A 20,547-nucleotide genomic window follows, 5' to 3' on the forward strand; every position below is an offset into this window, starting at 1 on the left:
TCACTCCTCGAGGTTGGGACGTAGCCAGCGCTCCAATTCTGGTTCGCTGACCCCTTTTCGTTTAGCCAGGCTTTGCAGCTGATCCCTGCCGATCTTGCCCACATTGAAGTACTTTGCCTGGGGGTGGGCGAAGTACCAACCGCTCACCGCAGCTGCGGGCATCATGGCAAAGTGCTCGGTAAGGCTGACGCCTGCATTTTGCTCCGCTTGTAGCAATTTGAACAGGGTAGCTTTTTCCGAATGATCGGGGCAGGCGGGATAGCCCGGGGCTGGGCGGATGCCCTGGTAGGCTTCCTTGATCAGCTCCTCATTGCTGAGGGTTTCGTCTTCGGCATAGCCCCAATATTCTTTTCGCACCAAACGGTGCAGTGTCTCAGCAAAGGACTCTGCCATACGGTCTGCCAGGGCCTTTACCATAATGGCGCTGTAATCGTCGTGTTTGGCTTCGTAGGTGTCTGCCAACTCGTCTGCGCCGATGCCAGTGGTAACCGCAAAGCCGCCCACATAGTCTATTTGGCCGGACTCCAGCGGCGCGACGAAATCTGCCAGGGAGCGGCACAGGCCATCGCCACCGCGTTTCTGTACCTGCTGGCGCATATGGTGAAGGCGAGCCAGCTCCTCACTGCGGCTTTCATCCTTGTAGACGATGATATCGTCGCCGACGCTATTGGCGGGCCATAGGCCGAATACAGCCCGTGCGCGCAATAGCTTTTTATCGATAATCTCTTTTAACATGCGCTGGGCGTTGTCGTAGAGATCGGTAGCGGCTTCTCCCACAATTTCGTCTTCAAGGATTGCCGGGAATTTACCCGCCAAATCCCAGGAAATAAAGAAAGGCGTCCAGTCCATAGTGTCGAGCAGTTTCTCCAGAGGGAAATCGTCGATCACGGTAAGGCCCAGCTTGTTGGGTCGTGCTGGCTGGTAGTTTTTCCAATCAAATTCCGGGGCAGTATCCCGCGCTTCCTCGTAGGTTAAGCGGGTGTCATTGCGCTTGCGGTTGGCGGTGCGGGTGCGCACCTTGTCATACTCTGCCTGGATTTTTTCCACAAAGGCTGGGCGCAGCTCATTGGAAATCAGGCTGCTGGCCACGCCTACGGCGCGGGATGCATCGGCTACATACACCACCTGGTTGCGGTGGAATTGGGGATCAATTTTTACGGCGGTATGGGCTTTGGAGGTGGTGGCTCCGCCGATCAATAATGGGATATCAAACCCCTGGCGCTCCATCTCGGCGGCTACGTGAACCATTTCATCCAGGGAGGGGGTGATCAGGCCGGACAGGCCGATAATGTCACACTCCTTTTCCTTTGCAGTTTGCAAAATGGTTTCCGCTGGCACCATCACGCCGAGGTCGATCACTTCATAGTTGTTGCAGGCCAGCACCACACCCACAATATTTTTGCCGATATCGTGCACATCCCCTTTAACAGTGGCCATCAGGATACGGCCGTTGGAGCGGCTGTCTTCGGTTTTTTCCGCTTCAATATAGGGTTGCAGGTAGGCTACCGCCTGTTTCATAACCCGGGCGGATTTCACTACCTGGGGCAAGAACATTTTCCCTTCGCCAAACAGGTCGCCGACAATATTCATACCGTCCATCAGTGGACCTTCGATCACATCCAGTGGGCGTGAGGAACTTGCGCGGGCCTCTTCGGTATCTTCCTCGATATAGTTGTTAATGCCTTTCACAAGGGAGTGTGCCAAGCGTTCCTTCACGGGCAATTTGCGCCAGCTCAGGTCCTCTTTGCGCGCCGCACCACCGCCATCCCCTTGGTATTTGGGGGCAATGTCCAACAGGGCTTCGGTGGCATCCGGGCTGCGGTTGAGGATCACATCCTCAACTTTTTCCCGCAGCTCCTCTGGGAGTTCGTCGTAAACCGCCAGCTGCCCGGCGTTTACGATACCCATATTCAGGCCGGCTTTAATAGCGTGAAACAGGAATACTGAATGAATGGCTTCACGTACCGGATTGTTGCCCCGGAAAGAGAAGGAAACGTTGGAGACGCCGCCACTGATCTGGGCACCGGGCAGATTTGCGCGAATCCAGCGGCACGCCTCGATAAAGTCCACTGCGTAATTATTGTGCTCCTCAATACCGGTGGCGACAGCAAAAATATTCGGGTCGAAAATAATATCGGTGGGATCGAAGCCGACTTCATCGACTAGCACATCGTAGCTGCGCTTACAGATCTCAATTTTGCGCTCGAAAGTATCCGCCTGGCCATCTTCATCAAAAGCCATCACCACCACAGCTGCACCGTAGCGCAGGCACAGTTGAGCCTTTTCGATAAACTCCTCTTTGCCTTCCTTGAGGCTGATGGAGTTCACAATGGGCTTGCCCTGGATGCATTGCAGGCCGGCCTCAACCACCTCCCACTTAGAGGAGTCCACCATAAATGGCACCTTGGCGATATCCGGTTCGGTAGCGGCAAGGTTGAGGAAGCGGCGCATAGCGGCGAGTGCATCCAGCATCGCCTCATCCATATTGAAGTCGATTACCTGCGCCCCATCTTCCACCTGGGCGGCAGCCACTTGCAGGGCGGTGTCGTAGTCCTCTTCAAGGATCAGGCGTTTAAATCGGGCGGAGCCAGTGACGTTGCAACGCTCGCCCACATTGACGAATAGGGCGTTTTCATCGGCGACAAATGGCTCCAGTCCGGACAGGCGTAGAGCAGGTTTTATTTCCGGCTGCTGTCGTGGGGGTATATCGGCCACTGCGTCGGCAATTGCACGAATATGATCGGGGGTGGTGCCACAACAGCCGCCGAGGATATTAATAAATCCGCTGCGGGCAAATTCCGCTACGATTGCGGCGGTCTGCTCAGGGGTTTCGTCGTATTCGCCAAACTCATTGGGCAATCCCGCGTTGGGGTGGGCGGAGACATTAGAGGTACAGGCGCCCGATAAGGCTTCCACATAAGGGCGCAATTCGGTGGCGCCCAGGGCACAGTTGAGCCCCACAGAAATTGGCTTTGCGTGGGCAACGGAATTGTAAAAAGCTTCAGTCGTTTGGCCGGAAAGGGTGCGGCCAGAGGCATCGGTAATGGTGCCGGAAATCATAATTGGCAATTCGAAACCCAGCTCCTCAAAGAGCTGCTGCATGGCATAGATAGCGGCCTTGGCATTGAGGGTGTCAAAAATGGTTTCGATTAAGATCAGGTCGCTGCCGCCTTCGACCAAAGCACGGCCCGCTTCTACATAGTTTTCTACCAGTTCATCGAAAGTGACATTGCGTGCCCCTGGATCATTGACGTCTGGTGAAATACTGGCGGTGCGGGAAGTGGGGCCGATGACCCCGGCTACCCAGCGCGGGCGCTCTGGGGTAGAGAGTGCATCTGCTGCACGGCGCGCGATCTCTGCGGAGGCCCGGTTGATCTCTACCACCAGGTGTTCCATATCGTAATCAGATTGGGACAGCTGGGTCGCGTTAAAAGTATTGGTTTCGATAATGTCCGCGCCCGCCTCAAGGTACTCCCTGTGAATCTTTTCGATCAGCTCCGGGCGGGTCAGGCTGAGCAGGTCGTTATTGCCTTTCAAATCGCGTGGGAAGTCGGCGAAGCGCTCACCCCGGTAATCGGCCTCTTCCAGCTTCTCCCTCTGGATCATCGTCCCCATAGCGCCATCCAGGATCAGGATGCGCTGCGCAAGCGCGGCATTAATTTGCTCGAGACGTTGGTCGCGGGACTGCTGGGACATTTACCAATCCTTATGTTGTCGATCTTTTGCCGATGGTGGGAATGGCGCCAATCTTAGCACAGTCACGCCCACTCACTGGCTGCGACTTACGCCTTTTTGGTTGATCCACCACAATAACAGAGCAGTTTTGATTAAAGTTGAGCAATTTATAGATACTTCACAGCGCCTAATCACTATAAATCCCTAGACGACCGGTCTAGTTTTGCGTAGAGTGCTAGGCATGAAAAGCAGCTATGAAGATACTCGCCAACATTTGTTGGATACCGGTTATACCGTGATGGCCGTAAAAGGTTTCTCCGGTGTGGGTTTGAGTGAAATTCTCAAAACCGCCGGTGTGCCAAAGGGATCCTTTTATCACTACTTTAAGTCCAAGGAGCAATTTGGCGAGGCTCTGCTGGAAGATTATTTTCGCAGCTACCTGGAACAGATGGACGTTGGCTTTTCCTCCCGGGATCAATCTGCCGCCGATAATTTATTGGCCTATTTTGATGCTTGGCAGAAGAGTAGTGGGGAGCGTTACGATGCACACCGCTGCCTGGTGGTTAAGCTTAGCGCTGAGGTGGCAGACCTGTCTGAATCGATGCGGATTATCCTCAGAGATGGGACTGAGCATATTATTCAGAAGCTCCAGAATTGTATCGAGTTGGCAGGGGAAGACGGTTCTCTGCCTAGCACCCTCAATGCCCGTGCCACCGCAGCTTCCCTGTACCAGCTGTGGCTGGGAGCCAGCCTGTTGGCCAAGTTAAACCGCAACGATACGCCAATGGCAGAGGCGATGCTGGCGACCCAGGAGATACTGGGAAAACACTGAGTTTTTTACTGAGCCCGCGAGGGGAAAACCGTTGCGGGTATTTTTATGGCGCCATTCTAGACGACCGGTCTAATTTGGCGACTTTGACTTCCGTCTTATGAAGTTATGGAGAATAGAGAATGCAATCGAGCGATATAAACCGCCGCCTGGTATTGGCATCCCGCCCTGAAGGTGCCCCGACAACAGATAACTTCCGCCTGGAGCATGCCCCTGTGGTCAAGCCGGAGGTCGGCGAGGTGCTGTTGCGCACAGTATTCCTATCGCTCGATCCCTATATGAGGGGGCGAATGAGTGATGCGAAGTCCTACGCAGAGCCTGTTTCACTGGGAGAGACCATGGTTGGAGGGACGGTGAGCCGTGTGGTTGAGTCCCGATTGAATGGATTCGAGGAGGGGGATTGGATACTCGGTTATAGCGGCTGGCAGGACTACGCCATTTCTGATGGTACTGGGCTGATTAACTTGGGTAAAAATCCGGATTACCCCTCCTTCTCCCTGGGAGTGCTGGGTATGCCGGGAATCACCGCCTACTTTGGCTTGCTGGAAATTGGGGAGCCAAAAGAAGGAGAGACACTGGTAGTTGCAGCTGCTACCGGTCCTGTGGGGGCAACAGTTGGACAAATCGGCAAGTTGCAAGGGTGCCGGGTAATCGGTGTTGCTGGAGGTGAGGAAAAGTGTCGCTATGCGGTAGAGGAGTTGGGCTTCGACCTGTGCCTGGATCACCGCGCCGTAGATTTTGTCGATCAATTGGCTGCGGCTTGCCCTGACGGTATCGATATCTATTTTGAAAGTGTTGGTGGCAAGGTCTTTGATGCGGTGCAACCGCTATTAAATGATTTTGCGCGGATTCCTGTATGTGGGCTTATCTCTCAGTACAACGCAACCTCATTGCCGCAAGGCCCGAATCGCACCAGTTTGTTAATGCGGGATGTACTGACCAAACGCTTGAAAATCCAAGGCTTTATTATTTTCGATTACTACGAACGTTTTCATGAAGCGGTACGTACATTAAGTCAGTGGGTTGCGGAAGGCAGTATTAAATATCTTGAGGATATGGTCGAAGGGCTGGAAGAAACACCCAATGCATTTATCGGGCTTCTGGAAGGAAAGAACTTCGGCAAGTTAGTTGTGCGCATAGGAAATGATGATTGAAGCAAAGCTGACAAAGTTTATAAGGACAGAAATATGAAAATACTGATGGTTCTGACTTCCCACGATGAACTGGGGAATACCGGTAAGAAAACGGGGTTTTGGCTGGAGGAGTTTGCTGCACCTTACTACACCTTCAAGGACGCCGGTGCTGAAGTGACCCTGGCCTCTCCAAAAGGCGGGCAGCCGCCTCTCGATCCCAAGAGTGATGAGCCAGATTTTCAGACTGAGGCGACTCATCGCTTTCAGGCTGACGCCGATGCTCAGCAGGTTCTGGCCAATACCCACAAATTGGCTGATATGAATGAGTCTGATTTTGATGCAGTCTTTTATCCCGGTGGCCATGGTCCCTTGTGGGACCTTGCGGAAGACCCGGTCTCAATTGCACTGATTGAGAACTTTTTTGCCGCAGACAAGCCGATCGGTGCTGTGTGCCATGCTCCAGGCATTTTCCGTCATACCCGCCGCCAGGATGGCGCTTACCTGGTGTCGGGAAAAGGTGTGACTGGATTTGCCAACTCGGAAGAGGCTGCGGTTGAACTGGTGGATGTCGTGCCTTTCCTGGTTGAGGATATGCTCAAGAGTAATGGTGGAAACTACTCCAAAAGTGGTGATTGGGCACCCTACGTAGTGGTAGACGACAAACTGGTAACTGGTCAAAATCCGGCCTCCTCAGAGGAAACCGCCCAGACTCTTATGGGATTTATCCCCACCTAGGAGAGTGGTGAGGCCGGTCGGTCGAAAGGGTTCCAACTGACCGGTTTCCCTTGAGTCTTTCTGAGAGTAGAATACCCGACAAAGAAGCTTGGTTATTTGAGAGCCTATATGTCTGATTTGAATGTCACTATTACTGAACCCGCTCAGGAATACCTGAAAGAGCTGTTGGCCAAACAGGACTGTGAGGGAATTGCCATTCGCATGTTTGTTTCCAGTCCCGGCACGCCTAACGCCGAGACTTGTATCGCCTACTGCCGCCCGGGAGAGGAGGAAGAAGGTGATGTGATGTTGGAAATGAACGGTCTCAAAGCTTACTTTGAAGGGCGCAGTGTTCCCTATCTGGATGATGCTCGGGTCGATTACTCTTCGGACAAGATGGGCGGGCAGCTGACGATTCGCGCGCCCAACTCCCGTATGCCGAAAATTACCGATGACAGCCCTATTCAGGACCGTATTAACTATGTTTTGTACAACGAGGTTAATCCGGGCCTGGCAGCTCACGGTGGCCAGGTAAGCCTGGTAGAAGTGACCGAGGATATGTTTGCTGTGTTGAAGTTTGGTGGCGGCTGCCAGGGCTGTGGCATGGTTGATATGACTTTGAAGGAAGGCGTGGAAAAGACTCTCAAAGAGAAAATCCCCGAATTAGCTGGCGTGAAAGATATTACTGACCACACCGACAAGTCCCAGGCCTACTACTGAGTTACTGAGACCATTCTGAGTCGGCCAAGTGGCTCAAAAGAAAAAGGCGAACCTTGTGTTCGCCTTTTTTATTGCTGTGAACCTCTCAGGTTAGATCCTGCGTAAGCCTCCCTACGAACTACTCCCACACTGTATATATTTGAAATATTCCTCGGTGCTTTTGAGGCGCTGGGGCAATGTAAAGTGCCGGTGCAGCGATCCAGTGATTGGTCATGCTAGTGATTGCTTGTGCGCCAACTCCAGGGAAGAACAATCTATGTTTGACCAAGTGGTGTTTGCCGGTGGCGGCGTGCGCTGTACCTGGCAGATCGGCTTTTGGGAGTCGGTTGCAAAGGAAATTGATCTGGCACCCAGGGTGGTCAGTGCAGTATCCGCTGGCGCTCTGGTCGCCAGCCTGGTTCTGATGGACAGGTCACTCGATGGAGTGGATTACTTCGTTTCGGCATTTAAATCCAATGGGAAAAATATCCATTGGGGTAATATGTTCCGCAAAGATCCTGTATTCCCGCACTATACAATTTATCGTCGAGCATTAAGCGATTTATTTTCTGGGGGCTTTGATCAACTTAGGGAAGCCTCAGACCTACGTATTGGAGTCAGTACTTCGCCGAAATGGCTGCCTGGTCCGATCGCGTTAATGATTGGAGCAGCGATTGATTACTCTGATACTTATATTTTCCCGAACCTTCACCCCACTACAGCACTTAAATTGGGCTTCCGCCAATCTTTTTATAAAGTTCGTCACTGTTCGGATCCGTCCCAGTTAGAGAAGCTGGTTATTACTTCATCCTGCACGCCACCTCTGACGCCGCGTCTGAAGCAGGGCGGTGCAGAGGTATTGGATGGAGGGGTTGTAGATAGTGTGCCTATTGGTGGGCTGGATACCGCTGAAGGACGGGTGCTTATTTTGCTAACCCGACGTTTCCCACAGCTGCCGGACCGTTTTACGGTACAAAAATTTAACCAGGAATGGACATATGTTCAGCCCTCTGGACATGTTCCACTTAATGTTTGGGATTTTGCCAGTCCGGAAGAGGTGAAAGATACTTTCCGTATGGGGATTGCAGATGGCCGTGCATTTTTAGCGGCACTGAGTGGCGAAGGGCGGTTACTTGAGAGTCCTCCCTGATGTGACTGGGGATATCTTGAATTACTGATTGGAAGGTTACGATCTTAAAGTTACTCATAGGTTTGCACTGAGTGTTGAGATAAAGACACCTTTAGTCTCAATGCCTAGTTGGTTTGAAAAGTGAAGCCTTTTTTATATCTATTTGTATCAAGGTGGTTGGCAGGTTTGCTGATTGAGATGCGTAATAGTTGGGATAGAGCCATTAACTGTGATCTCGCTTTAACGCTTGGTGGCGATAGAGACAAAAACTCCTGCCTAAAATCAAAAATACCCGTATTTGTTGCGATAGCCTTTTTTAGAGGGTGTCGTCATGTTTGATCAAATGGTTTTTGGTGGCGGAGGAAGCCGTTGCACTTGGCAGCTTGGTTTTTTGTTATCCCTAAGTCGCGAATTACCGATCCGGCCAAAAGTTGTTTGTGCTGCATCCGGAGGCAGCATGGTAGCGGCACTCATGCTTACGGATCGCTGCCGTGAGGGTGTTAATTACTTTCACTCTGTTTGCAAAAAAAATGAAAGGAATTTCTACTGGAATAATTCATTCCGCAAAGAACCAATTTTTCCGCACTTTGAGATCTATCGCAAAGGGGTACATGAATTTTTTCACGATAGTCTTGAGCCTCTGCGTCAATCTGCCGACCTCAGAATTGCAGTGACTTATCCCCCGGAATGGTTGCCTGTACCTCTCGCTCTAACGCTGGGGCTGGCAATTTTCTACTCTAACAAACACATCTTTCACGACTTGCATCCAAATACAGCGTTACATCTTGGGTTCCGCCAAATGTTTCACCCCGTGAGTAAATGCAAAGATGGGACAGATCTTGAGCAGCTTATTTTGAGTTCCTGCTGTGCCCCCCCCATATCCCCAAGGTTGTCGCTTGATGGTGCAGAGGTGCTGGATGGAGCTCTGGTAGGTAATGCTCCGGTCGCCGGCTTGGATGCTAGCAAAGGGCGGGTTCTGATTTTGGATACAGGGAGCTTTCCACACCTACCGAACAGTTTCAGTGTGCAAAGGGGGGATCAGGTGTGGACTTATGTTCAGCCTTCCAGTCCGTTGCCCATCGGGATGTGGAATTTTGCTGACCCCAGTGCGATGAGGCACACCTTGAAAATTGGGGTTGCAGACGGTTACGCCTTTCTTGATGCGCTGGTGTCCGGTAAGGAACGCCTGGTGGAAATTTGAGTATTCAGTGAGTTCAGGATCAAGACGATCAGTTGCACAATGCTTGTGATTCGATTAGCTTATGCAATTAGTTGCATATTGTTGTCGTCATCAATATGTCATCATGAAGGCTGAAACTAATTGGTCAAAAGTGTCGGCGGTAACGCAAAGAGCGGCCTGAAACTGCACTTGAGAGGATGTAAAACACAGAATGGACTCAGGAGGTTCCAGCCGGAAGGCTGCTGCAGGGAAGCGAGATCATGTTTGACCAAGTTGTTTTTGCCGGTGGTGGTGGGCGGTGTACCTGGCAGATTGGCTTTTGGGAGTCGATAGCCAACGAAATTAATCTTTCTCCGAAGGTGGTTACTGCGGTTTCGGCAGGGGGCCTAATGTCGAGCCTGGTGCTGATGGGTAAGACGGAGGAGGCTCGAGAGCATTTTTGGACTGCGTTCGAGACTAATGAAAAAAATGCTTATTGGGGAAACCTTTTTGGTAAAGAACCTGTGTTCCCCCAATATGGAATCTACCGCAATGCGATGTTAGAGCTGTTTCGCGATGGACTGGAGACCCTTCAGCAGGGTGCAGAGTTGCGAATTGCGGTTGTTCACCCACCAAAAGGTCTATCTGGAGGTTTGGCTTTTGGAGTGGGGGCCATGGCCTACTATGCCGATAAGCATTTTTTACGTAGCCTTCACCCCAAGATCGCCCAGCGCCTAGGTTTTAAGCAGCAATTTTATCGAGCCCGGGATTGTTCCAGTATTGAGGAGTTGGTGGACCTGATTTTGTGCTCCTCCTGTACGCCGCCATTCACTCCAAGACTTAAGTTGCGGGGGCGAACAGCACTCGATGGTGGGGTGGTAGATAATATCCCGGTGGCAGGATTGGATGATGGAAAGGGAAGGGTGCTGGTGTTGTTGACCCGTCGTTACGACCAGTTCCCAGACATATTTACACAGCGTAACGGCGATCAGGATTGGACTTATGTCCAGCCCTCGAAACCGCCATTCATCAGTGTTTGGGACTACACAAATCCTGAGCTGGCCCAAAAAACTTACGAGTTGGGGTGTGCTGATGGGAGAGAATTTTTACAAAAACAAGTGAGTGAAGAGGAAGTCTCCAATGAACAATTCCAATAATAAAATAGCGGAATCTATTGCCCTATGGCACGAGATGGTCGCTGCGCGAGATCTGAGTCGCTTACCAGCGATCGTTGCAGAAGATGCTGTTTTTCGTTCACCGGCATTTTTTAAGCCCTACCACAGTTCCGCTGCTGTGTGCCTGATTCTCAATACGGTGATGCAGGTTTTTGAGAGTTTTGAATACGACCGTGAATTTACTACCGAATCGGGACACGATCTGGCTCTTGAATTCGCAGCCTCCATCGGTGATAAGAGCCTGAAGGGATTGGATATTATCCGCTTTAATGATGAAGGTAAGATTATTGAGTTTGAGGTGATGATACGCCCGCTCAACGCCCTGCAAAAACTGGCAGAGGAAATGTCCGGGCGACTTTCCCAGTATGTGACTCAATATAAGGAAACTCAGCAGGCCTGATGCCTGCTGAGTGAAAGCGTTGGGGCCTAATGATTACTCATCGTCGGAATCGAAGTATTCAAATGCATCGATCCCATCCATATAGGCCCCATCGAATCCTGCATCAACGATCATATAAATATAAGAATCATCGTTGCCGAAGATAATTTTCTGCCAGCCCTGCTGCCAGTACTTTACGTAGTAATTGCCTGGTTCGCCGGGTACTTCCCCCAATAGCCATTCGGGAGGGGTGTTGTACCAATAGGATTTCCAGTAATAACGATCGTCTTGTGCCTCGCCGATATTGACATAGGCCAGCACCAGGCGGCGTCCACCGTTTTCTTTTTCCTTGAGCTGCTCAATTTGTTCTTCCGTGTAAGGTTCACCGTCAAAGAAAAAGTCGATAATCAATATGTCGTAATCGGTTTCACTCAGGGCATCGATGAAATCTTGAGGCGTAGAGTAGTTGCTGGTATTGGTAATATTGATAAAGTTTTTGGCTTCCTCAAGGTCATCAATGTCCAGAGAGTTAACATTGAAGGGCTCATCGGGATACAGAGGTATATCGTTCAGGAGTTCGTTATCTGCGGCAAAAGAAATATACCCAGCCTCTTCGTTATTCTCATATGACTCATCAATATCCCGTTCAATATTGGTGAAGTCCGTGATTAGGATTGTATCCCCTTCATCTTTCGCCAAATCCAGGTAAGTTTGCAGGCGCTCGGTTTCTGACTCGCTGGTGGGCTCGTTGATATCGCCATTTGCGCCAAAGAAGAGAGCCTCCTGCGCAATGCCGTCTGTGGCATCCAGGTAGGCTTCATCGATGGGACCAGTGGTAGTAGTTGTCGTAGTAATCAACTCAACCCCATTCTGGGGTACGATGAGAAAGTGACGGTTAATGTCCTTGGCGTAGGCGCTGATATCCTCAACCAGGTAACGCATTTCCTTATCGTACTTGATAGTTGACTGATTCAAATCATCGGGAAGGTCATCGAGGCTACAGCCAAATATCAGTAATGGGCTGAGAGCGGCTATGAGTATTCGGCGCAAAATACATCTCCATTGCTACGAGTTAGAGTTTGTTCTGGTTTTGGGGCGTCGCTGCGGGCCAAAATAATTCAGACTATCTCTATTGGCGCGAGTTCCTATCCCTTGCGGCAGCTTATGCTATCCGGTTGTTGCTGAATGTTAACTTAACCGCCGCCCAGAAAGTAATTTTGCTGCCTCAGGGGCAGTGAATCTAAAAAAAGAACTACCGTCCCATATTCATTCTCTTCTTCGTTTTAGTAGTAGCCTCAGCCGTCAGGGGATCATCGGGCCAGTAGTGTTTCTGGTATTTGATACGCAACTCCTTCTTTACCTCTTGGTAAGTATTGGCCCAGAAATTCACCAGGTCACGGGTAATTTGAACGGGGCGCCGTGCCGGAGAGAGTAAATGAATCATCAATGGATAGCGGTTTTTTAGAATTGTTGGAGTTTGTGCCAATCCAAATAGCTCCTGCAGGCGCACAGCCAAAACAGGTGGGGTTTCTCCGTAGTCGATTCTTATTCGGGAGCCACTGGGAACCAGGTAGTGACTGGGGGCCAAGTCATCGAGTTTTTGTTGCAGGTCCCACTCAAGCTGTCCGCGCAAGATGCTTTGCAAGTCAAGCTGCCCTAGCTGCTCAAGTTTGCTGAACCCCTGCAAATGAGGTAGCAGCCAATCCTCCATGGTCTCCAATAGAGCCTCATCACTCCAGTTTGGTACTCGAGTGTCGCCGAGAAAATCCCCGCACTCTTCACTTTGGCGTAAAAATTCCACTCGAAAACGTAACTGGTTAGCTTCTGTGTTCCAGGGGAGGGAGGAGAGACCTTTCTTTCGTACGGCTTCTAATAATGCGCGACTGAGGGTCTCCGGGGGAATATCTGCTGCAGGCCGCTGGTGTAAAACCAGCGCCCCCAATTGCGTTTGCTGTAGGGCGACAGCGCGGCCGGTAGTCTCGTCCCAGCGAACTGAAATCTCTTCTTTGATCTGGGCGGCGAAATGCGACTTCAAAGCGGGCAGAGAAATCTCTGCTGCCAGCTGGATACTTGCATCTCGGCCCTGGCCATCCAGTTCGGCAATGACCAGGTATTCGCTTAAAGCTAGGGCGTCATCATGGGAGAAATGTGCGCCTCGGCCACTGGAGAGTAGAAACCGGCGGCCGGTATCACTGCGCGATTTCGCAATACGGTCTGGGTAGGCGAGTCCAAGCAGGGCACCAGTTTCATCGGAGTGATCGATACTCTGTGGTGCAGGACTTGAACTTGACTCAAATTTCTTTAATTGAGAGAGCCAGGTTTTAGACTGCTGGCGTATTCTGTGAGCAGTACCGCGATCTACCCGCCGATCGTTGCCTTGGGACTGCAGAGCCTGAATCCGTTTGCTAATGTCCCGATCCCATCGTGCTTCGCCACGGAAAATATCCCGTTCAGATAGTAGCGCTGCCAGCAAGCAGGCCTGTTCCTGCAATCCCCAGCTGACACTGGCAACTAACATATGTGCGAGGCGAGGGTGGGCGCCAAAGGCCAGCATGGTATTCCCGTGAGGGGTAATACGCAGTTTGTCATCCAGTGCCCCCAGTTGCTGCAAGAGCTGATGGGCCTGGGCCATAGGTCCTGGGGGTGGTGTGTCGAGCCAGTTGAGCTCGCTGACATCGGTAACCCCCCATTTAGCTAATTCAAGTGCCAGGGGAGCCAGATCACTGCGAGTGATTTCCGCTGTATTTTTGGCGCTCAATGAACGCTGTCGGCCCTCACTCCAGAGTCGCAGACAGTAGCCGGCGCTGAGACGCCCGGCGCGCCCTGTGCGCTGGGTAGCTGAGGCCTGGGAAATCGAGCTTGTCACCAAACGATTCATGCCACAGTTGGGATTAAAGCGCGATTCACGCATTAATCCTGAGTCGATAACTATTCGGATGCCCTCAATCGTCAGGCTGGTCTCGGCCACATTTGTAGCCAGTACGATTTTTCTCGTGCCTGGTGCCGTTGGTGCTATCGCCTGATCCTGCTGCTCACGGCTCAGGTCCCCAAAAAGCGGTGCAATAATAATGCGGCCCTTTTCGGCTTCCTCAGATAGTCGCTCCTCCAATAAGTTCTCAACCTGTTTGATTTCGGCGACACCAGGAAGGAAGGCGAGAACACTACCTTCTTGTTTGCCTAAGGATGCGACAACTTTACTTGCCATCAAAGCCGGGATTTGTCGTTTGTCCTCGGGCTCTTCTCGTTGGTTCAAGTACTCAATATTGACGGGATAGCTGCGTCCTTCACTGGATATGATGGGTGCGTTATTTAGTAGTGAGGAGATGCCGCTGGTATCCAGGGTGGCAGACATCACCAGAATCTTGAGATCCTCGCGAAGATACTCCTGGGACTGAAGACATAAGGCGAGGGAGAGGTCGGCTTGCAGACTGCGCTCATGAAATTCATCGAATATGACCAGAGCGCTGGATGCCAATTCAGGGTCAGCCTGTAAGAGGCGTGTGAGAATTCCCTCGGTTACAACCAGGATGCGAGTCTTCTTGCTTGACCTCCGCTCGCCCCGGACCTGAAATCCAACGGTATCACCAACTTTCTCACCCAGCTGGTTAGCCATGCGCGCCGCTGCTGTTCTAGCGGCCAAACGTCGCGGCTCCAGCATAATAATATTCTTTCCGCTCAACCAAGGCTCATCTATTAATGCCAGTGGTACGGCGGTCGTTTTACCCGCTCCGGGGGGTGCCTGGAGCACGACATTACTATGCCCTCTCAAGGCCTGGAGCAGTTCGGGGAGGATACTGTGAATAGGTAACTCAGACATGGGCGCGATTATAGTGATTTCGCAACATCGGTGATACCAGCACTGTCCGGTAAGCTGGCTACCTGCTGGCTGAACTATATTCTCCCGTAACTAGATGGTTGCTGCCCAGGAGAGAGGAGAGTGCGATGAGTGTGAATGTCCGGCGAGTTGTAACAGGGCACGACCCAGAGGGAAAGCCAGTAGTGCTCATAGATGATCAGGGTTTGCATACCAGTAGTTGGCGGCCTCATATGGTTCAGCAGCAGTTATGGACTACCCAGGACTTGCCCGTAGAGCTTTGTGATGATGGTAGAGACAACGGCGGGAGAAAATTTGATGGAACTACGATTCCGGGAGGCTCGGTTTTTAAGGTCGTAGAATTTGGGCCAGGAGTTACGCCACGATCTCACCAAACTGACAGCATTGATTATGCGGTGGTGATGTCTGGGAATATTGAGATGGAAATGGGAGATGAGGTTGTTGTGAAGCTGTCTGCGGGAGATGCACTTGTCCAGCGGGGGACAGTTCATAATTGGGTCAACCGAGGTGAAGAACCTTGCGTGATAGCTTTTGTGCTAATTAGCTCTACGGGCAATACGGCATTTGGTTAGCTGTCTTTAATAATGGTCAATTCGCAAGTACTTTCGACTTCAACCCTATCCAAAACTCAGGACTAATGAAGGTTATTAACTTCTTTTTTACGTGCAGTTTTCCGGGTAGAGGCTGGGGGGGCGTTAAAGTGAAAACCAGTTGCGCAGCTAATATTCCAGCCCGGCATTCGATAGATTGTGTAGTGGCAGCGGAGCATGATTGATGCGTATCGGTATAGTCTACGACCTTCGTGATGATTATCTCGGGATGGGGTTTAGTGAAGAGGACGTCGCTGAACTTGATCACCTGGAGACGATAGATGCGATTCACGATGCGCTTACCTGCGCAGGCCACCATATCGAACGGGTCGGCAATATTCACAGGTTGGCGCAGCAACTGGTTGGGGGTAACACCTGGGATCTAGTGTTCAATGTTGCTGAGGGGATGTATGGAACGGGGCGCGAAGCACAGGTTCCCGCTTTGTTGGACGCCTGGAAGATACCGTACACATTTTCTGATCCATTTGCCAACACAGTGACCCTTAATAAGGAAATGACCAAACGCATATTGCGGGATATGGGTATACCAACGGCACAGTTTGCAGTTGTTCGAAGCGTTACAGATGTCAATCGAGTGGAGCTTGAATACCCTTTGATGACAAAGCCGCTCAGGGAGGGAACCAGTAAGGGGATATCGCCTGAATCTAAAGTTATCGACAAGGCAGCTTTGAAAAACCGCTGTGAATACCTTTTGAATCGGTTTAATCAGCCAGTACTGGTTGAAACATTCCTACCTGGCCGAGAGTTTACTGTGGGCTTTTTGGGGACGGGTGCAACTGCCGAGTGCATTGGGGTGATGGAAAAGTTATTGGGCGATGAACCTGTGTATTACAAGTATGATGGAGCTTTCCCCGGCAGGCTGGTTGACGATGATCAGGCGCTAAAGGTCCGAGCAATTGCCCAGAAGACTTGGGAAGTACTTGAGTGTCGTGATGGTGGTCGAGTTGATATTCGCTTTGATGCACAGGGGGCCCCCATGGTTATGGAGGTCAATGTCTTACCGGGTTTGCGGCCTGAAGTTTCTGAACTGCCCGTGATGTGTGAATTGGCGGGTATTCAGTATGGGGCCATGATCAACCGCATTGTGGAATCAGCTATAAGCGGTTATCTATAGATATCCTGGGTTCCGAAAAATTCTGCGATATATTTCGGTGCATACTACCGTTGCCAAACACTTGGTGTTTTGGATATCTCAGGAACATCCAAAAAGGCATCAGCGCAATAAATTTATGATTTTTGATGACCCTCTCTGGTAGTTAGCACTTTGTTACTCCAGATAAATACCCGTGTGCCCTCTGAAATTTCGAATGTGCCATTCGCCTTCGATATCACCTTGCTTTACATATTCGTAGGGCATGACCGGGTTTTTGCCCAGCTCGGTAGTAAGTACATATTGAGGGACCGCAAAACCCGTGATGTGCCCCTGCAATGATTCATAAATCGCCTGTCCTTCCTTCAGGCTTGTCATAAAGTGAGAGACACCGACCACATTATCGCAGTGATAGAGGTAATAGGGCCTGACTCGTATTTTTACCAGAGCGAGCATCAATTGGCGCATAACATCCGGTGAATTGTTCACGCCTTTTAAAAGCACTGTTTGATTTCCTACCGGAATGCCTGTTCTCAGCAAGCGGTCGCATGCAGCGGCGGCTTCTTCTGTGACTTCTTTGGGGTGATTAAAGTGTGTGTTCAGCCACACCGGATGAAATGATGCGAGCATTTCGCACAATTCGTCGGTGATACGTTGGGGGGCCAGTACGGGAAAGCGTGAGCCAATACGAATAATTTCCACATGATTTATTGCCCTCAGCTTCTCCAATAGTTTGGCCAAGCGGTCGTTAGAATACATCAGTGGGTCGCCACCGGTGAGTAATACATCGCGAATCTGTGGATGTGATTCTATGTAAGCAATATCCTCATCCCAGCTGGTTGCTTCGCCTTGTTCAAAATAACTTTCCGGGCCCACCGTTGTGGTGTGAAATTTCCTTGTGCAATGACGGCAATAAACAGGGCAAACAGACGTTACCAGAAAGATGACGCGATCTGGGTACTTATGTACGACGCGGTTGGTTTTACGAAAGTACTGATCACCTACAGGGTCAACGTCTGCACTGTCGGGTACGATGGTTTCCTCTAGTGAGGGAACTGCCTGCAATCTAATTGGACAATTAGGGTCCTCAGGGTCCATTAAAGAGGCGTAGTAGGGTGTAATACTCCACCGATAGATTCCTTTGAGCTTTTGGATAGCGTCAGATTCAGAAGTAGAAACATTGATCCATTGCTTCAGGCCATCTAATGTGCTGATGCGATTGCGCATCTGCCAGCGCCAATCAGACCAGGCCTCGTCAGAGTTTCCCGTTACGGAACGGACTATAATGTTGCGCATAAGTATCGCCGCTTTGCTGTGCATTCATTTGTTGCTGATGGTCTGCCTCGATATCCGAGATTGCCTGTAAGGGGCTTGAACATGGATTGACTGTGAAGCAATCATTATGTGTAATGAAATCTGTGGAAGGATTTGATGTTCGTAATGCTTCAAATCTCTGTAGGACTTTCTGCGATATTTTGGGCAGCCAACTTCTGAGCAACCAATTCCAGTGCATTTTGAGACCATACTACTTAGTTTCTTCAATACCCTTGTGAAGTAGGGGGGCTGTGTTTTATCTGCCGCCTTTCTAATAAAAAAAGAAGATGCGATTTTCAGCTGGTAGGTACGAAGAATACTGTTCTGTCGATAGCTTGGGAGAGAAGTGTTTTGCGCTCTAAACGCTAAATCGAGAAATTTGTAATCATCGCGATTGTATGCCTGTAGTAACACAGGTCTAAAAAGGGGTACGTCATTGGCGATATAGGGTGTAACCACACAAATTATACCAAGTATCGGTTTCACGATATTTCAATCCTATATCCAAAATATCGTTTAGTTGTTGCTCTATGCAACTTGCCTGCTACGTGAGGTAGATGTTATTTGGTCCGCACTCCTCTGTTTAATAAATATTTGCACACATTGAGTATTTTTCAACAAGTCAGTAATCGCTGGTATGGGGCCAATATGAGTGTAAAATTAGTCACGATTGTTTCTGGAGGAGTATAAAAAACAGCTGTAATACTACAATTAGATCTATTGGTATCGATAGGCTAGGTAGTTGTCGGGGCTGAAATCTAGCTCTTCTTTTATTGCTGATTTGTCAATGGGAAGACATGAGTTATCTTGGGTAGCCAGAGGGCTGACTGCTGACTGTAAAGTCCAGCATTGTATTTCGTACAGCCGCATAGTAAATAGCAGAATCCCCGCTATTTTCCAATAGCGCTATTCGTCATAAATTTGATAGTATCTAGCTGATCAAGTGATTTGACTACAATAAATTCTAATGGAGTAGAACTTGACCTATTTGTTTGTATTTTTTGCGATCATTACTGAAGTTACAGCTACCCTACTACTTAAGGCTTCCAACGGTTGGGAAAAGTGGTGGCTGGGAATGGCCTCTATCTTTTTTTATTCTCTGGCGAGTCTATTTCTTGCGTTTGTACTAAAAAATATGAATGTGGGAATGACTTATGCCATCTGGTCAGGCGTCGGTATTGCTCTTGTTTGTGCAGCTTCTGTGGTTATTTGGCAGCAAAAATTTGACGTATACGCTGTGAGTGGAGTTGCTTTGATATTTATGGGTACGGCTCTAATTACTATAAAATCCACTGTCTTTGAGCAGTAGCTTTTTCCTACAGCTTTTATAGGGCGGCTTTGCTCAGAGAAAGGCCGGTGAGATTGGATTTACGGTGTAAATGCATCAATGAACTGCTGGCCTCCTCCGAAGAATAGGTTTGGGGCATTCTTTGAAGTGCCTCTTTTGTCATTTAGGTAAACCTGGTTTACCGCAATAATATATATGGTGTTGCGAATTAGGCAATTTTTGCGGTTCAACAGGGTGGGCTTGGCCTATTATTATAGATGACTGTAAACCCTTTTATGATATCTCTTAAAAGGGAAGGTATGGCTGTGGTTGAGTTGTGTGTTAAGGAAGTGTTATATGAAGCAGAGCACGCACGAAAGCTATGAGACTGCAGCTGATTTACAGTTGGCCTTGATTCGAATTTATATCGGGCTCAATTTTACCCATCATTTTGCTGAGAAGTTTGGTCTGCTGGGCGCAGACGCTTACAATTTTGTTGTTCATTATTTTGAGGGGATTGGATACTCATCCTCTATGGTGATTATCTCTGGTATTTGTGCGTTCTCTGCATTTGTTGGATTTACTTTTGGTTTGTTTACGCGGTTTGCCGCTGTTGGAACTGCTCTTTATTTGATGATTGCGTTATTTGAAGGGCGGCATTATCTCGCAGGTTTTTCATGGGCAAGCCATGTCAGTGGTATAGATATTAGTGGAAATATACAAACCGTTTATGGTGGGTGGGAATACCCTCTTTTTTGGGCTTTTATTTGTTTGTCTTTTGTGTTAACCGGCGGCAGAAGGTGGTCTGTAGATCAATACTTGAGGAAGACAAATTCTTCGGTGTTACAGTTTCTAAGTAGGTGAACTGGATTGTCTTAAACTAGGGATAACCTATAGCTAATTAGTGACTTATCGATGAGGCAGTTTTTAGATTTTGCTGATGAGGTGAGATACTCGTAGTGCAAGAAGAAATCGTTCGCCAAGATTTTTATCATCTTTGGTATGATAAAAGAGGAAGGTCAAGAACCACTGTAGGACATTTTTCAGATTTTGAATTGATTCAATACTCCAATCCTGTGCCCGAATATCACTATCGTGATTTACCTAAAGTTATTCGAAGTGAGTTTGCAATTTTGCCTCCTGGGTGGAAAAGCGATTTTCACTCTACTCCGAACCCTCAATGGGTTATTACATTATCTGGCTGTTGGCGTACGACAACTCGGGACGGTGTTGAGGTGACATATAGGCCTGGAGATGTTCATTTTGGGGGAGATACGCCTGTTAATGGTATAGCTATTGACCAGCAGGGGCATTGTACGATTAATCCCTCCAAAACAGATCCCGCGAAATTACTTATATTAACTGTCGACTCTTTGCTTCCTGCTCCTGAAGAGTGAGTATCTAATGGTTTGCCTGATAGGCTCCGGATCATATTTCCTGTAGCTATTGAAAGTTATTTTTGATTAAAAAATCGCATATTTTAAACATTTACTTCGGTTGTTGGGTGGAATACGATTTTTCTCGAGATAATTCTATTT

At 49.5% G+C, this 20,547-nt stretch carries 17 protein-coding genes; 13 read left to right on the forward strand and 4 right to left on the reverse strand.

The window, feature by feature from the left end:
* Nucleotides 1-3,696, reverse strand: coding sequence for a methionine synthase (metH, locus tag ACJJIM_RS07530; protein ID WP_444912855.1), 3,696 nt, complete (start codon nucleotides 3,694-3,696; stop codon nucleotides 1-3).
* A gap of 220 nt (nucleotides 3,697-3,916) precedes the next feature.
* Between metH and ACJJIM_RS07535 the strand changes: the two genes are divergently transcribed.
* The 8 genes from ACJJIM_RS07535 to ACJJIM_RS07570 all read left to right on the forward strand — a co-directional run bounded on the left by ACJJIM_RS07535 (nucleotide 3,917) and on the right by ACJJIM_RS07570 (nucleotide 10,913).
* Nucleotides 3,917-4,507, forward strand: a complete 591-nt coding sequence (locus ACJJIM_RS07535) for a TetR/AcrR family transcriptional regulator (RefSeq protein ID WP_444912856.1) — start codon at nucleotides 3,917-3,919, stop codon at nucleotides 4,505-4,507.
* 119 nt (nucleotides 4,508-4,626) lie between these two features.
* Nucleotides 4,627-5,658 carry an NADP-dependent oxidoreductase gene (locus ACJJIM_RS07540; RefSeq protein ID WP_444912857.1) on the forward strand — a complete coding sequence of 344 codons (1,032 nt, stop codon included), beginning with the start codon at nucleotides 4,627-4,629 and terminating at the stop codon, nucleotides 5,656-5,658.
* Between the two features lie 33 nt (nucleotides 5,659-5,691).
* Nucleotides 5,692-6,372, forward strand: a complete 681-nt coding sequence (locus ACJJIM_RS07545; protein WP_444912858.1) for a type 1 glutamine amidotransferase domain-containing protein — start codon at nucleotides 5,692-5,694, stop codon at nucleotides 6,370-6,372.
* Between the two features lie 108 nt (nucleotides 6,373-6,480).
* On the forward strand, nucleotides 6,481-7,071 hold the full coding sequence (gene nfuA / locus ACJJIM_RS07550; RefSeq protein ID WP_282933143.1) for a Fe-S biogenesis protein NfuA: 591 nt from the start codon (nucleotides 6,481-6,483) through the stop codon (nucleotides 7,069-7,071).
* 256 nt (nucleotides 7,072-7,327) lie between these two features.
* Complete coding sequence (locus ACJJIM_RS07555) at nucleotides 7,328-8,200, forward strand: patatin-like phospholipase family protein (RefSeq protein WP_413665510.1); 873 nt, start codon at nucleotides 7,328-7,330, stop codon at nucleotides 8,198-8,200.
* A 310-nt stretch (nucleotides 8,201-8,510) separates the two neighbouring features.
* A complete protein-coding gene (locus ACJJIM_RS07560) occupies nucleotides 8,511-9,380 on the forward strand; it encodes a patatin-like phospholipase family protein (protein WP_413665511.1) in 870 nt (289 codons plus the stop codon).
* Nucleotides 9,381-9,619: 239 nt separating this feature from the next.
* Nucleotides 9,620-10,495, forward strand: coding sequence for a patatin-like phospholipase family protein (locus ACJJIM_RS07565; RefSeq protein WP_444912859.1), 876 nt, complete (start codon nucleotides 9,620-9,622; stop codon nucleotides 10,493-10,495).
* Nucleotides 10,479-10,913 (forward strand): nuclear transport factor 2 family protein, encoded by a 435-nt coding sequence (locus tag ACJJIM_RS07570; protein ID WP_413665513.1) that lies wholly within the window; start codon nucleotides 10,479-10,481, stop codon nucleotides 10,911-10,913. Before ACJJIM_RS07565 ends, ACJJIM_RS07570 begins: the two co-directional genes overlap by 17 nt.
* Before the next feature lie 33 nt (nucleotides 10,914-10,946).
* On the opposite strand, the gene ACJJIM_RS07575 is transcribed toward ACJJIM_RS07570, so the two are convergent.
* Together ACJJIM_RS07575 and hrpB are read right to left on the reverse strand one after the other, a co-directional pair.
* The gene (locus ACJJIM_RS07575) at nucleotides 10,947-11,942 is read right to left on the reverse strand and encodes an endo alpha-1,4 polygalactosaminidase (protein ID WP_444912860.1); all 996 of its coding nucleotides are present in this window, start codon (nucleotides 11,940-11,942) and stop codon (nucleotides 10,947-10,949) included.
* A gap of 202 nt (nucleotides 11,943-12,144) precedes the next feature.
* Nucleotides 12,145-14,709 (reverse strand): ATP-dependent helicase HrpB, encoded by a 2,565-nt coding sequence (hrpB, locus tag ACJJIM_RS07580; RefSeq protein WP_413665515.1) that lies wholly within the window; start codon nucleotides 14,707-14,709, stop codon nucleotides 12,145-12,147.
* A gap of 125 nt (nucleotides 14,710-14,834) precedes the next feature.
* Between hrpB and ACJJIM_RS07585 the strand changes: the two genes are divergently transcribed.
* Complete coding sequence (locus ACJJIM_RS07585; protein WP_413665516.1) at nucleotides 14,835-15,299, forward strand: cupin domain-containing protein; 465 nt, start codon at nucleotides 14,835-14,837, stop codon at nucleotides 15,297-15,299.
* Nucleotides 15,300-15,501: 202 nt separating this feature from the next.
* On the forward strand, nucleotides 15,502-16,452 hold the full coding sequence (locus tag ACJJIM_RS07590; protein ID WP_444912861.1) for a D-alanine--D-alanine ligase family protein: 951 nt from the start codon (nucleotides 15,502-15,504) through the stop codon (nucleotides 16,450-16,452).
* Nucleotides 16,453-16,605: 153 nt separating this feature from the next.
* Here the strand turns inward: ACJJIM_RS07590 and ACJJIM_RS07595 are convergent, their stop codons facing one another.
* Nucleotides 16,606-17,724 carry a KamA family radical SAM protein gene (locus ACJJIM_RS07595; protein WP_444912862.1) on the reverse strand — a complete coding sequence of 373 codons (1,119 nt, stop codon included), beginning with the start codon at nucleotides 17,722-17,724 and terminating at the stop codon, nucleotides 16,606-16,608.
* Between the two features lie 997 nt (nucleotides 17,725-18,721).
* Between ACJJIM_RS07595 and ACJJIM_RS07600 the strand changes: the two genes are divergently transcribed.
* From ACJJIM_RS07600 to ACJJIM_RS07610, 3 genes are all read left to right on the forward strand, one after another.
* On the forward strand, nucleotides 18,722-19,051 hold the full coding sequence (locus ACJJIM_RS07600) for a DMT family transporter (RefSeq protein WP_444912863.1): 330 nt from the start codon (nucleotides 18,722-18,724) through the stop codon (nucleotides 19,049-19,051).
* A 315-nt stretch (nucleotides 19,052-19,366) separates the two neighbouring features.
* Complete coding sequence (locus ACJJIM_RS07605) at nucleotides 19,367-19,873, forward strand: DoxX family protein (protein ID WP_413665520.1); 507 nt, start codon at nucleotides 19,367-19,369, stop codon at nucleotides 19,871-19,873.
* Nucleotides 19,874-19,968: 95 nt separating this feature from the next.
* Nucleotides 19,969-20,406 (forward strand): hypothetical protein, encoded by a 438-nt coding sequence (locus ACJJIM_RS07610; RefSeq protein ID WP_413665521.1) that lies wholly within the window; start codon nucleotides 19,969-19,971, stop codon nucleotides 20,404-20,406.
* Nucleotides 20,407-20,547: the final 141 nt, after the last annotated feature.

This window comes from Microbulbifer maximicatervae (SeqCode) (assembly GCF_052467615.1).

Bases quoted from the DNA above. Each gene is read 5' to 3' on its own strand.
- ACJJIM_RS07555 (WP_413665510.1), top strand. From the start codon at position 7,328: ATGTTTGACCAAGTGGTGTTTGCCGGTGGCGGCGTGCGCTGTACCTGG.
- ACJJIM_RS07565 (WP_444912859.1), top strand. From the start codon at position 9,620: ATGTTTGACCAAGTTGTTTTTGCCGGTGGTGGTGGGCGGTGTACCTGG.
- ACJJIM_RS07535 (WP_444912856.1), top strand. From the start codon at position 3,917: ATGAAAAGCAGCTATGAAGATACTCGCCAACATTTGTTGGATACCGGT.
- ACJJIM_RS07560 (WP_413665511.1), top strand. From the start codon at position 8,511: ATGTTTGATCAAATGGTTTTTGGTGGCGGAGGAAGCCGTTGCACTTGG.
- ACJJIM_RS07585 (WP_413665516.1), top strand. From the start codon at position 14,835: ATGAGTGTGAATGTCCGGCGAGTTGTAACAGGGCACGACCCAGAGGGA.
- ACJJIM_RS07570 (WP_413665513.1), top strand. From the start codon at position 10,479: ATGAACAATTCCAATAATAAAATAGCGGAATCTATTGCCCTATGGCAC.
- ACJJIM_RS07540 (WP_444912857.1), top strand. From the start codon at position 4,627: ATGCAATCGAGCGATATAAACCGCCGCCTGGTATTGGCATCCCGCCCT.
- hrpB (WP_413665515.1), bottom strand. From the start codon at position 14,709: ATGTCTGAGTTACCTATTCACAGTATCCTCCCCGAACTGCTCCAGGCC.
- ACJJIM_RS07590 (WP_444912861.1), top strand. From the start codon at position 15,502: ATGCGTATCGGTATAGTCTACGACCTTCGTGATGATTATCTCGGGATG.
- ACJJIM_RS07605 (WP_413665520.1), top strand. From the start codon at position 19,367: ATGAAGCAGAGCACGCACGAAAGCTATGAGACTGCAGCTGATTTACAG.
- nfuA (WP_282933143.1), top strand. From the start codon at position 6,481: ATGTCTGATTTGAATGTCACTATTACTGAACCCGCTCAGGAATACCTG.
- ACJJIM_RS07595 (WP_444912862.1), bottom strand. From the start codon at position 17,724: ATGCGCAACATTATAGTCCGTTCCGTAACGGGAAACTCTGACGAGGCC.
- ACJJIM_RS07545 (WP_444912858.1), top strand. From the start codon at position 5,692: ATGAAAATACTGATGGTTCTGACTTCCCACGATGAACTGGGGAATACC.
- metH (WP_444912855.1), bottom strand. From the start codon at position 3,696: ATGTCCCAGCAGTCCCGCGACCAACGTCTCGAGCAAATTAATGCCGCG.